This is a genomic window from Variovorax sp. RO1 (genome assembly GCF_002849325.1).
Classification (GTDB): domain Bacteria; phylum Pseudomonadota; class Gammaproteobacteria; order Burkholderiales; family Burkholderiaceae_C; genus Variovorax.
Genome location: NZ_PKMT01000001.1, coordinates 949,314 through 960,857 on the forward strand (window position 1 = coordinate 949,314; position 11,544 = coordinate 960,857).

An 11,544-nucleotide genomic window follows, 5' to 3' on the forward strand; every position below is an offset into this window, starting at 1 on the left:
AGCATCGACCCCATGACGCATGCCATCGACCTGTCCGCCTATGTCGCGGGATTCGCCGCTTCTCCCCTCGCGCCCTGGGGCGCGCTCCTGCCCTGGGAACTGCCGCCGCGCGCGCCCGAGATCGTGCGCCGGTTGCTCGCGGCGCTGCCGGCACATGTGTACGCCATCAACGGCGAGGTGGCCGTTCACCGCGACGCCGTGGTCGAGCCCGGCGCGGTGCTCAAGGGGCCGTTGATCCTGGGCGCTGGCTGTTTCGTGGCCGCGGGCGCCTACCTGCGCGGCGGCAACTGGGTCGATGCGCGCTGCACGATCGGGCCGGGCACCGAGCTGAAATCGTCCTTCGTGTTCGCGGGCTCGGCGCTGGCGCATTTCAACTTCGTCGGCGATTCGATCGTCGGCGCGGGCGTGAACATGGAGGCGGGCAGCATCGTGTGCAATCACCGCAACGAGCGCGCCGACAAGCAGATCAGGGTGCGCAGCGGACCCGGCGGGGCGCTGCAGCCCGCCGGCTGCGACAAGTTCGGCGCGCTGATCGGCGATGGGGTCTGCATCGGCGCCAATGCCGTGGTTGCGCCCGGTGCGTTGCTGGCCCCGGGCCGTGTCGTGCGCCGGGCGTCGCTCGTCGACCAGGAGGTCGAGCCATGAGCCACACGCTCCTCATGCTGGCCCAAGCCACCGCCTTCGAATGACCCTTTGACGCCCCGCCTGAGGCCCGGCGGCAGCGAGGGGCCGGCGTTATTCTTCAGCCTTCGCGCCGAACCGGCCGCGACCCCCCTTCACCTGACCTCACGAGGGCGCCTTTCCATGACCACCCCCATTCCCGCAACCCTCATCCCCGGCGACGGCATCGGCCCTGAAATCGTCGACGCCACCCTGGCCGCGCTCGATGCGCTGAAGGCGCCTTTCGTCTGGGACACCCAGATCGCCGGCCTCGGCGGTGTCAAGGCCTCGGGCGACCCGCTGCCCAAGGCCACGCTGGACAGCATCCGCAGCACCCGGCTCGCCCTCAAGGGCCCGCTCGAAACCCCCTCGGGCGGCGGTTATCGCTCGTCGAACGTGCGGCTGCGCGAGGAGTTCCAGCTGTACGCCAACCTGCGCCCCGCGCGCACCATCATCCCGGGCGGGCGCTTCGACAAGATCGATCTGATGATCGTGCGCGAGAACCTCGAGGGCCTCTACATCGGCCACGAGCACTACGTGCGCATCGACGGCGACCCGCACGCCGTGGGCATGGCCACCGGCATCAACACGCGCCAGGGCTGCCGCCGCGTGCTCGAGTACGCGTTCGACACGGCGATCGCCACCGGCCGCAAGAAGGTCACGCTGGTGCACAAGGCCAACATCATGAAAGTGCTGACCGGCCTGTTCCTGGAAACCGGCGAGCAGCTCTACGCCGAAAAGTACAAGGGCAAGTTCGAACTCGATTCGATCATCGTGGACGCCTGCGCCATGAAGCTGGTGCTCAACCCCTGGCAGTTCGACATGCTGGTGACGACCAACCTGTTCGGAGACATCCTGTCGGACCTCGTGGCCGGCCTCGTCGGCGGCCTGGGCATGGCACCGGGCGCCAACATCGGCACCGACGCTGCGATCTTCGAGGCCGTGCACGGCTCGGCGCCCGACATCGCCGGCAAGGGCATCGCCAACCCGACCGCATTGCTGCTGGCCGCCGCGATGATGCTCGACCACACGAAGATGCCCGAGCTGGCCACGCGCCTGCGCACGGCCATCGACCAGACGCTGAACATCGACAACGTGCGCACCGGCGACCTGGGCGGCACGGCGAACACCGCTGCTTTCACCAAGGCGCTGGTCGCGCGCATCAACGGCGGCTGAGCAAGCAAGGAAGAAAAAAGGCAGCGCAGGTCGTCGCATGAAAAAACTGCTGCTGCCTGCGCTGGTCTTTCTGCTCGCCGGCCTGGCGTGGTCCGCCGCCGGGGCCACGGACGCGCCGCGCTACACCGTCGTGAAGGTCGACCTTCGCACCGAACGGCTCGCGCTGTTCCTGAACGACGACACGGGCACCGCCTTCAAGCGCTTCGACCGGCTCGAGGCCTGGTTGAAAGCGCGCAACAAGCAGCTGCTGTTCGCGGTGAACGCCGGCATGTACCACGCCGACTTTGCGCCGGTCGGCCTGCTGGTGCGCGAAGGCCGCGAGGAAGCGCCTTTGAATCTTGCCGACGGTGTCGGCAATTTCTTTCGCAAGCCCAACGGCGTGTTCCTCGTGACGGCCGACGGGCCGCGCATCGTCGAGGCGTCGGAGTACCCGGCGATGGCTGCGAAGGGTGGCGTGCAGTTGGCGACCCAGTCGGGCCCGCTGCTGCTGCGCCACGGCGCCGTGCACCCGGCGCTCATTCCGACTTCGGATTCACGCAAGACCCGCAACGGCGTGTGCGTGTCGGGCTCGACGGCCGTCTTCGTCTTTGCCGAAACGCCGGTGAACTTTTACGATTTCGCGCTCTACTTCCGCGATGTGCTGCATTGCCGCGATGCGCTGTACCTCGACGGCACCGTGTCGGCGATCTACTCGAAGACACTGCAGCGCAACGACTTCGTGCGCGACCTCGGGCCGATGCTGGCCGTGGTGGCGCCCTGAGGCCCGGTTGCCTTTTTACTTCTGCCTTTTTTCTCCCTGCGCCATGTCCACACCGCTGCCCGTCCTGTCCCTCCTCGAAACCCGCGTGCTCGGGGTGCTGGCCGAAAAGCAGCGCACCGTGCCCGACAGCTACCCGCTCACGCTCAATTCGCTGGTGTCGGGCTGCAACCAGAAGACCAGCCGCAACCCGGTGCTCGAACTCAGCGAGTCGCAGGTGCAGGCCGCCATCGAGAGCCTGAAGGGCTACAGCCTCGTGGCCGAAACCAGCGGCGGCCGCGCCTTCCGCTACGAACACAACGCCGACCGCGTGCTGCGCATTCCGTCGCAGTCGGTCATCCTGCTCACCGTGCTGATGCTGCGCGGCCCGCAGACCGCCGGCGAGCTGCGCATCGCCTGCGACCGCATGCACAACTTTGCCGACATCTCGTCGGTCGAGGGCTTCCTCAACGAGCTGTCCGAGCGTCCGGCCGGTGCGCTCGTGGTGAAGCTGGCGCGCCTGCCGGGCGCACGCGAAAGCCGTTGGGCGCACCTGCTGAGCGGGCCGCCGGCGGAAGAGGTCGCGGGGCCGGGCGCGTCGGGCGACGGCGCCTTTGCCACGCACGGTGATTCGCTCGGCGAGGTTGCGGCGCTCAAGGCCAATGTGGCGCGGCTCGAAACCGAGGTGGCGTCGCTGAAGGCGTTGGTGGGGCGCGTGTGCTCCGAGCTGGGCATTTCCCCTGACGCACCAGCCACGCCAGAAGCACCCGAGGCCTGAGCCCCCGCGTTCACACAGGCTTCATCCAGCCCGCACATTCGCTGCCTACCGTCGGACCCATTGCGAACCCAATGGAGCTCCGACCATGGACCACGGACAAACCGCCGCCTGGCGCGACCACACGCCCTTCGACGACATCACCCGCCGCCTGCTGGGCGGGCTGGCGGCCCTCGCCGGCATTGCCAGCCTCTACGCCTTCTTCTGGTGGGCCGCCTCGGCCACCGGCTTCCTGCTGTTCGACGGTTGGTGGCACACCTGGCGCGGCCTGGGCACGGCCCTCGCGTTCCGCGACGTGGATTCGGCGTTCTACCTGCTGAGCTGGACGCTGTCGGTTCTTGGCGGGGCGGTCGGGTGGATCGCGCTGGTCGCACTCGCCGTGACCCACGGGCGCGGCTGGGGTGCGGTGCCGATGTGGGTCAAGGCCGGCTGCTTTGTCGGCGCCATCGCAGGGCTGGCTTTCGAACCCGGGCGGCTGTTGGCCATGGCGCCGATCGTCGGCGCGGTGCTGCTGATGCTGCGGTCGATGTTGCCGGCGCGCTGAGCCCGCGCCCTCAGCCCCCCGCCGACACCGGCACGTCCAGGCTCACCTTCACCGGGTCCATCGTCACCAGCGTGCGAAAGCGCTTGACGTTGTTGCTCTGGAAAAACAGCTGGCGGGTGAGCGCGGTGTACTGCGCCATGTCGCGCACCACGCACACGAGGATGAAGTCCCACTCGCCCGTCACGTAGTAGCACTGCTGCACCTGCGGGCAGTCGCGAAAGCTCTGCTTCATGGCGTCGAGCCGTTCGATCTGCTCGCTCTCGGCCTCGACCTCGACCACGATGGTGAGCGGGTGCCCGAGCGCGGCCGGCGACAGCACGGCGCCGTGGCGCTGGATCACGCCCTCGTCGCGCAGGCGCTTGAGCCGTCGGTTGACCGCCGCCGTCGACAGGTGGATGCGCTCGCCCAGTTCGCCCTGCGAGAGGCGGCTGTCGGCCTGGATCAGTTCCAGCAGGTGCAAATCGAGAGCATCGAGGGGTGTCATGGAAAGGCGATGTCTCGCGCAAAAACGTTGCGTGGCAGCGGCTCATTTTGCGCACCTGTCCCGCTGCGTTGTCAATAGCATCTCGCCATGAAGTTTCCAGACCACCCCCTGCGCGACCAGCTGGCCGGCTGGCGGCACCAGCTGCATGCGATGCCCGAGACCGGCTTCGAGGAAGCCAAGACCTCGGCCTTCATTGCCAACGCGCTGCGGGCGCTGGGGCTCGAGGTGCACACCGGCATTGGCGGCACCGGGCTGGTCGCCAGCCTCACGGTGGGCAGCGGCGCGGGCGTGATCGGCCTGCGCGCCGAGATGGACGCGCTGGCCATCACCGAGCTGGCGACCGAGCGGCCGTATGCCTCAGGCACGCCCGGGCGCATGCACGCCTGCGGCCACGACGGCCACATGGCGATGGTGCTCGGCGCGGCGCAGCTGCTGCGCGAGCGGCGCGATTTCGACGGCACCGTGCGCTTCATCTTCCAGCCCGCCGAAGAACACGGCCGCGGCGCCCGGGCCATGATGGACGACGGCCTGTTCACGCGCTTCCCGGTCGACGAGATCTACGGCCTGCACAACATGCCGGGTCTGCCTGCCGGCACCTTCGCCACGCGCGCGGGCGGCCTGATGGCGAGCGAGGACAACTTCGTCATCCACATCCACGGCCGGGGCACGCACGCCGCGCGGCCGCACATGGGCATCGACCCGATCGTGATCGGCGCGCAGGTCGTGCTGGCGCTGCAGACCATCGTCTCGCGCACGCTCGACCCGGGTGCGCAGGCCGTGGTGTCGTGCACCGAGTTCATCACCGACGGCATCCGCAACGCGATTCCGTCGAACGTGGTCATCAAGGGCGACACGCGCAGCTACGACCCCGTCGTGCAGCGCATGCTCGAAACGCGCATGCGCGAGATCAGCGAAGGCATCTGCCGCATGCACGGCGCGGACTGCACCTTCAGCTACACGCACGAGTTCGCGCCCACCGTGAACTGGGCCGAGTGCGTGCCGACCGCGGTGGCCGCCGCGACGGCCGTGGTGGGTGCCGAAAAGGTCGACGCGAATGTCGCGCCGATGATGATCTCGGAAGACTTCGGCGCCTTCCTGCGCGCCGTGCCGGGCGCCTTCGTCTTCCTGGGCAACGGCGCCGAGGGCGAGCCCGGCGGCACGCCGCTGCACAACGGCCGCTACGACTTCAACGACGCGGTGCTGACCACGGGCGCGCGCTACTTCGCGGAGATCGTGCGGCTGCGCCTTCCCGCACGCACCGCCGCCTGATCCATTCTTCTTTTCCGGTTTTCATTCCATGCTCTTCGCCAATCCTCACGCGCAACGGCGCGGCTACGACGCGGCCCTGCAGGCCGTCATGAACATCGCACGCGGCCGCGAGAGCCGCCAGTGGCTGTCCACCTGGGACCGGCTCGCGCCGCAGCCCACACCGGCCTGGCCGCTGCCCCGGCTCGCCGCGCAGCTGGGCATCGCGCAGGTCATCGTGAAAGACGAATCGCGCCGCTCCGCGCTCGGCAGCTTCAAGGTGCTCGGCGCGCCCGTGGCCTTGCTGCGCCTGGTGCTGCGCCGCTGGCCCGACCGGGGCTGGACGCCGGCCGACCTGTTCGCAGGCCGGCACGCCGCAGCGCTGCGCGACTTCGTCGTCATCAGCGCGACCGACGGCAACCATGGCCGCGCACTGGCCGCGGCCGCGCAGAGCATGGGCTGCCGCTGCGTGATCGTGCTGCACGCGCAGGTCAGCGAAGAGCGCGAGGCGCCCATCGCCGCGCTCGGCGCCGAGATCGTGCGCATCGCCGGCAACTACGACGCCTCGGTCGAAGAGGCCGCGCGCCTGGCAAAGACCAATGGGTGGGAGGTGGTCTCCGACACCTCCTACGAAGGCTACGAAGAGATTCCGCGCGACGTGATGCAGGGATACGGCATCCTCGTCGACGAGTTGCTCGAGACCACCGCGCCCGGCGCGCCGTGCCCCTTCACCCACGTCATCGTGCAAGGCGGCGTTGGCGGGCTCGCGGCTGGAGTGGCCAGCCATTTCTGGGAGCGCTATGGCGCCGCGCGGCCGACGCTCATCGTGGTCGAGCCTGAGCAGGCCGACTGCCTGCTGCAGAGCGCGCGCAGCGGTCGCCCGGACCGCGCCACCGGCAGCGTCGACTCCGTGATGGCCGGCCTGGCCTGCGGCGAGACCTCGCCGCTCGCGTGGCGCTTTCTGCAGCCCTCGGTCGATCTCTTCATGACCGTCGCCGATGCCGACGCCGAGCACGCGATGCGCACCTTCGCCGCCGGCGAGGCGGGCGACGTGCCCGTGCTGGTCGGCGAGTCCGGCGCGGCCGGCCTTGCCGCGCTGCAGGTGCTTGCGGCCGACCCCGAACTGGCGCGCGCCGCAGGCCTCGACGCCAGCTCGCGCGTGCTGCTGTTCAGTACCGAAGGCGCAACCGCACCCGGCGTGTACCGCGCGCTGACCGGCCGCTCGGGCGAAGAAGTCGTTGCGGCGCAGGCGCAATGGCTGCAACGCGAAGGCATCGCCGAAGCGGCGCTGATGGCGCGCATCGACGCGCACGCCGCCATCGGTGCGACCGCGCAAGGCGGCGTCTGCCGCATCGCACTCACCGACGCCGACCGCGCGGGCCGCGACCGGCTCGTGCAGTGGATGCGAGACCTGGGCCTCACGGTGCGCATCGACCGCATCGGCAACATCTTCGGCATCCGCCCCGGCCAGTTGCCGGATGCGAAACCCGTGATGACCGGCTCGCACATCGACACCGTCGCCACGGGCGGGCGCTACGACGGCAACTACGGCGTGATGGCCGGCCTCGAGGTGGTGCGCTGGCTCAACGAACGCCAACGCCAGACGCTGCGCCCCTTCGTGGTCGCCGCGTTCACCAACGAGGAGGGCGTGCGCTTCATGCCCGACATGCTGGGCTCGCTGTTGCACGCGGGCGGCCTGGCGCTCGACGCGGCGCTCGACACCGTCGCCACCGACGGCGCGCGGCTGGGCGACGAGCTTGCGCGCATCGGCTACGCGGGCGACATGGCCTGCGGCGCGCTGGTGCCGCATGCGTTCGTCGAACTGCACATCGAGCAGGGCCCGGTGCTGGAGGCCGAGGGCATCACCATCGGCGCGGTGGCCGACCTGCAGGGCATCTCGTGGCAGGAGATCGTCGTCCTCGGCCAGTCGAACCACGCCGGCACCACGCCGATGCGCCTGCGTCACGACGCCGGCTACTGCGCCGCCGCCATCGCGGTGTTCGTGCGCGAGCTGGCGCGACGCTACGGCGGCAGCCAGGTCGCGACCGTGGGCGCCATCGACCTGCATCCCAGCCTCATCAACGTGATCGCGGCGCGCGCCACGCTCACGGTCGACCTGCGCAACACCGACGAGGCGACGCTGCATGACGCCGAGGGCGAGTTGGCGGACTACCTGCGGCAGCTCGAAGCGATCGAGGGCGTGACCATCGAAGCCCGCACGCTGGCGCGTTTCGAGCCGGTGCGGTTCGACGAGCGGCTGGTGCGCGTCATCGAAGCCAGCGCGCACGCACGCGGCCTGCGCCACCGCCGCATGACCTCGGGCGCGGGCCACGACGCGCAGATGATGGCGCGCATCTGCCCCGCCGCCATGGTCTTCGTGCCGAGCGCGCGCGGCATCAGCCACAACCCGAAGGAGCACACGGCGAGCGCCGACCTGGTGCAGGGCGCGAACGTGCTGCTGGACGTGGTGCTGGGGCTGGTGGACGAGGCGGGGTGAGCGGCGGGCTTTCAGTCGACCGCTGGCGCCATCACCTCGGCACCCACCCAAAGAACCGCACCACCTCGTCCCGCTGCCGCATCGCATCCGCGCGCCCGAGTGCCATCAGCTCGCGCGTGTAGCCCGACTCGAACAGCAGGTAGCTCGCGAGCGCGCCGCCCTTCACGTCGGCCGCGACCTTCGAGCCGCCCAGCAGGTGCCGCACGGCGCCCGGCAGGGCATCGACGTGGCGCGCCGCGATCATGTCGATGCGCTCCGACGGCGAGATCACCAGCAGGTCGAGCGGGCGCAGCGTGCTGGCGGCGCGCGCCTCTTCGGGGATCAGGCCCAGCGTGTGGTTGATGCGGCGCAGCCGTTCGATGTCGACCGCGAGCGCATCGAGAAAGATGCTCGACAGCGCATGGCCGGCGATCTGCGCCATGGTCGGGTAGCCGCTGTGCGTGTTGGGCCCAGCTTCGTCGCGCGGCTCGTGCATGCGGCCGGCGCCGATCACCACGATGCGCTGCGCGCCCAGGTGGATCGCCGCCGCGATTGGCGCCGATTGGCGCATCGAGCCGTCGCCGAAGTACTCGGTGTGGCCCGGAGGCATCGGCAGCGCGGTGGCCGGGAACACGAAGGGAATGGCCGACGAGGCCATCAGGTGCGCATGCGTGATGCGGTCGCGCACCGACAGGCGCTGCGAACGCACCCAGGGCTCCATCGGCACGGCCGCCTCGAAGAAGGTGACGTGCTCGCCCGAGCTGTAGCTCGACGCCGTGACGGCCAGCGCCTGCACGTGGCCTTGTTGCATGAGCTGCGGCAGCCGGTCCAGCGGCACCAGGCGCGCGAGCAAGTCGGCCAGCGGCGCGTTGTCGAGCAGCGACTTCGGCTTGATGCGCATCCAGTTGGCCGCAAAGCGCCCCAGGCCCAGCAGCATGCGCCAGCGCGCGCCGCTGCCGAGCACCGAGAGCGAGTCGGCGCGGTAGACCTGCTCGGCGCGAAAGTTGCCCCACACCTGCGCGATGTGCGCGACCACGCGGTTGAAGTCGTCGGAACCGCAGGCCAGCGCGGCGGCGTTGATGGCGCCGGCCGAGGTGCCGGTGATGACCTGGAACGGGTTGCCGGCGCCGATGGCCGCACCGGCCGCCAGGGCATCGCGCCGGATCTCGGCGATGGCTTCGAGCACGCCGACCTGGTAGGCGGCGCGGGCGCCGCCGCCTGTCAGCAGCAGACCGGTGGCGGGGCGTGTCTCGGGCATTCTTTTTTTGGTGTCTGGGTTTTCGGGTATTGAACGCTGTCCGGTGCGGGCTTGGCAGGCCGAATAGACTACCCGCCATTCAGGAGTTTGATCAATGGCACTCACCCCCGACGGGCTCATGGACGCGCTCAAGAGCGTCACGGACCCTAACACCGGCAAAGAATTCGCAGCGACGCGCTCGCTCAAAAACCTCCAGATCGCCGAGGGCGACGTCTCGTTCGAGCTCGAACTGGGCTATCCGGCCAAGAGCCAGCACGCGGCCATCCGCAAGTCGCTCGTGGCCGCGGCCAAGACGGTGCCGGGCGTGGAGAACGTGTCGGTCAACATCGTCACCAAGGTCATCAGCCATGCGGTGCAGCGCGGCGTGCAGCTGATGCCCAACGTGCGCAACATCGTGGCCGTGGCCTCGGGCAAGGGCGGCGTGGGCAAGAGCACCACGGCCGCCAACCTGGCGCTGGCGCTGGCCGCCGAGGGCGCCACCGTGGGCCTGCTCGACGCCGACATCTACGGCCCGAGCCAGCCCATGATGATGGGCCTGGACGGCCGCCCCGAGAGCATCGACGGCAAGAACATGGAGCCCAAGGAGCGCCATGGCGTGCAGGTGATGTCGATCGGTTTCCTGGTCGACGCCGACCAGGCCATGATCTGGCGCGGCCCCATGGCCACGCAGGCGCTCGAGCAGCTGCTGCGCCAGACCAACTGGAAAGACCTCGACTACCTGATCGTCGACATGCCCCCCGGCACCGGCGACATCCAGCTCACGCTGAGCCAGCGCGTGCCGATGACGGGCGCGGTGATCGTCACCACGCCGCAGGACATCGCGCTGCTCGACGCACGCAAGGGCATCAAGATGTTCGAGAAGGTCGGCGTGCCGATCCTGGGCATCGTGGAGAACATGGCGGTGCACATCTGCTCGAACTGCGGCCACACGGAGCACATCTTCGGCGCGGACGGCGGCAAGAAGATGGCGGCCGAATACCAGATGGAATACCTGGGCGCGCTGCCGCTGGACATCAACATCCGGCTGCAGGCGGACAGCGGGGCGCCGACGGTGGTGTCCGATCCGGACGGTGAAGTCGCTGCGCTCTACAAGGCCGTGGCACGCCGCGTGGCGGTGGGGATTGCGGAGAAGGCGAAGGACTTCTCAGCGAAGTTCCCGACGATTTCGATCAGCAAAAATACCTAACGGCATGGCGGCGTCGGGCGGGCGGAGCGCCGACGGAAAGGCAACGAGATGAACCTGCTCGCCTCCATGCGCTACCTCGTCGCACTCAGCGAGCACAAGCATTTCGGCCGCGCCGCGCAGGCTTGCCACATCACGCAGCCGGCCCTTTCGAACGCACTGCGCGCACTGGAAGGCGAGTTCGGCGTCGTCATCGTCAAGCGCTCCCGCGTGTACGTGGGCCTCACGCACGAAGGCGAGCGCGTGCTGGCCACGGCGCAACGCATGCTGCGCGACAACGAGGTGCTGTTGCAGGAGCTGCGCAGCGAGGCCGACGACCCGCGCGGGCGCCTGCGCATGGCCGCCGTGCCGACCGCGATCCCGATGCTGTCGCGCTTTGCCGCGATGCTGCAGCAGCGGCATCCGGGCATCGTGCCGGCCGTGCTCTCCATGAGTTCGCAGGAGCTGGAGACGGGCTTGGAGAACCTCTCGGTCGACCTCGCGCTGGGCTACACCGAGCGCATGCACCTGCCGGGCGTCAAGCTCAAGGCCTGGCCGCAGAGCATCGAGCATTACTTCCTGCTGCGGCGCGCCAAGAAGGCCTCGGCCGACCGGCTGCGCATTGGCCGCCCCATCCCCTGGGCCGAAGCCGGCAAGCTGCCGCTGTGCCTGCTCACGCCCGACATGCACAACCGCGCGATCATCGACCAGGCCCTGCGCGATGCCGGCGTGGCCGCGGTGGCGCCCGCCATTGAAACGAATTCCGTGCTCACGCTCGCGCTGGCCGTGAGCGTGGGCACCGTCAGCAGCGTGCTGCCCGGCGCCATGGTGGCGGCCGTGCGCAGCCACCGCGAACTGGAGGCGCTGCCGCTGGTGTCGCCCGAGGTGCGCACGCCCATCGGCTTCATGACGCAGGAGGGCGTGCGGCCTGCGCGTGCGCTCGATGCCGCGCTGGCTTTTCTGCAGACGCCCGAATGGCAAGCGCAGGCGCGCGAGCACAGCGGCGCGCTCGACGCCGCGTAGCCCGG

The 11,544-nt window shown here is 69.6% G+C and carries 11 protein-coding genes and 1 pseudogene; 10 read left to right on the forward strand and 2 right to left on the reverse strand.

What is annotated here, in order from left to right:
* The first annotated feature begins 12 nt into the window (after positions 1–12).
* The 5 genes from CY658_RS04475 (at position 13) to CY658_RS04495 (ending at position 3,891) form a co-directional block, all read left to right on the forward strand.
* Positions 13–645, forward strand: a complete 633-nt coding sequence (locus tag CY658_RS04475; RefSeq protein ID WP_101490223.1) for an LpxA family transferase — start codon at positions 13–15, stop codon at positions 643–645.
* Positions 646–804: 159 nt separating this feature from the next.
* Positions 805–1,836, forward strand: coding sequence for an isocitrate/isopropylmalate dehydrogenase family protein (locus CY658_RS04480; protein ID WP_101489034.1), 1,032 nt, complete (start codon positions 805–807; stop codon positions 1,834–1,836).
* 37 nt (positions 1,837–1,873) lie between these two features.
* Positions 1,874–2,596: a phosphodiester glycosidase family protein gene (locus CY658_RS04485; RefSeq protein WP_101489035.1), complete on the forward strand. Its 723-nt coding sequence runs from the start codon at positions 1,874–1,876 to the stop codon at positions 2,594–2,596.
* 43 nt (positions 2,597–2,639) lie between these two features.
* Entirely contained in the window at positions 2,640–3,350 is a 711-nt protein-coding gene (locus CY658_RS04490; RefSeq protein ID WP_101489036.1) for a YceH family protein, read from the forward strand.
* A gap of 85 nt (positions 3,351–3,435) precedes the next feature.
* Complete coding sequence (locus tag CY658_RS04495; RefSeq protein ID WP_101489037.1) at positions 3,436–3,891, forward strand: hypothetical protein; 456 nt, start codon at positions 3,436–3,438, stop codon at positions 3,889–3,891.
* Positions 3,892–3,901: 10 nt separating this feature from the next.
* Here the strand turns inward: CY658_RS04495 and CY658_RS04500 are convergent, their stop codons facing one another.
* On the reverse strand, positions 3,902–4,375 hold the full coding sequence (locus tag CY658_RS04500; protein WP_101489038.1) for an Lrp/AsnC family transcriptional regulator: 474 nt from the start codon (positions 4,373–4,375) through the stop codon (positions 3,902–3,904).
* 87 nt (positions 4,376–4,462) lie between these two features.
* Here CY658_RS04500 and CY658_RS04505 point away from each other — a divergent pair, with 87 nt between their 5' ends.
* The 3 genes and pseudogenes from CY658_RS04505 to CY658_RS32955 all read left to right on the forward strand — a co-directional run bounded on the left by CY658_RS04505 (position 4,463) and on the right by CY658_RS32955 (position 8,117).
* Positions 4,463–5,644, forward strand: a complete 1,182-nt coding sequence (locus tag CY658_RS04505) for a M20 aminoacylase family protein (protein ID WP_101489039.1) — start codon at positions 4,463–4,465, stop codon at positions 5,642–5,644.
* Between the two features lie 28 nt (positions 5,645–5,672).
* Positions 5,673–6,872 (forward strand): annotated as a pseudogene (locus CY658_RS32950) (diaminopropionate ammonia-lyase); the annotation flags it as partial.
* Between the two features lie 39 nt (positions 6,873–6,911).
* The gene (locus CY658_RS32955) at positions 6,912–8,117 is read left to right on the forward strand and encodes a M20 family metallo-hydrolase (protein ID WP_257884825.1); all 1,206 of its coding nucleotides are present in this window, start codon (positions 6,912–6,914) and stop codon (positions 8,115–8,117) included.
* Positions 8,118–8,148: 31 nt separating this feature from the next.
* Here CY658_RS32955 and CY658_RS04515 read toward each other — a convergent pair whose 3' ends face one another.
* Positions 8,149–9,354 carry a patatin-like phospholipase family protein gene (locus tag CY658_RS04515; RefSeq protein WP_101489041.1) on the reverse strand — a complete coding sequence of 402 codons (1,206 nt, stop codon included), beginning with the start codon at positions 9,352–9,354 and terminating at the stop codon, positions 8,149–8,151.
* A 94-nt stretch (positions 9,355–9,448) separates the two neighbouring features.
* On the opposite strand from CY658_RS04515, the gene apbC reads away from it, so the two are divergent.
* Positions 9,449–10,540, forward strand: a complete 1,092-nt coding sequence (gene apbC, locus CY658_RS04520; protein ID WP_101489042.1) for an iron-sulfur cluster carrier protein ApbC — start codon at positions 9,449–9,451, stop codon at positions 10,538–10,540.
* Between the two features lie 48 nt (positions 10,541–10,588).
* Positions 10,589–11,539, forward strand: coding sequence for a LysR substrate-binding domain-containing protein (locus tag CY658_RS04525; RefSeq protein WP_101489043.1), 951 nt, complete (start codon positions 10,589–10,591; stop codon positions 11,537–11,539).
* Positions 11,540–11,544: the final 5 nt, after the last annotated feature.

Bases quoted from the DNA above. Each gene is read 5' to 3' on its own strand.
- CY658_RS04475 (WP_101490223.1), top strand. From the start codon at position 13: ATGACGCATGCCATCGACCTGTCCGCCTATGTCGCGGGATTCGCCGCT.
- CY658_RS04480 (WP_101489034.1), top strand. From the start codon at position 805: ATGACCACCCCCATTCCCGCAACCCTCATCCCCGGCGACGGCATCGGC.
- CY658_RS04485 (WP_101489035.1), top strand. From the start codon at position 1,874: ATGAAAAAACTGCTGCTGCCTGCGCTGGTCTTTCTGCTCGCCGGCCTG.
- CY658_RS04490 (WP_101489036.1), top strand. From the start codon at position 2,640: ATGTCCACACCGCTGCCCGTCCTGTCCCTCCTCGAAACCCGCGTGCTC.
- CY658_RS04495 (WP_101489037.1), top strand. From the start codon at position 3,436: ATGGACCACGGACAAACCGCCGCCTGGCGCGACCACACGCCCTTCGAC.
- CY658_RS04500 (WP_101489038.1), bottom strand. From the start codon at position 4,375: ATGACACCCCTCGATGCTCTCGATTTGCACCTGCTGGAACTGATCCAG.
- CY658_RS04505 (WP_101489039.1), top strand. From the start codon at position 4,463: ATGAAGTTTCCAGACCACCCCCTGCGCGACCAGCTGGCCGGCTGGCGG.
- CY658_RS32955 (WP_257884825.1), top strand. From the start codon at position 6,912: ATGGCGCGCATCGACGCGCACGCCGCCATCGGTGCGACCGCGCAAGGC.
- CY658_RS04515 (WP_101489041.1), bottom strand. From the start codon at position 9,354: ATGCCCGAGACACGCCCCGCCACCGGTCTGCTGCTGACAGGCGGCGGC.
- apbC (WP_101489042.1), top strand. From the start codon at position 9,449: ATGGCACTCACCCCCGACGGGCTCATGGACGCGCTCAAGAGCGTCACG.
- CY658_RS04525 (WP_101489043.1), top strand. From the start codon at position 10,589: ATGAACCTGCTCGCCTCCATGCGCTACCTCGTCGCACTCAGCGAGCAC.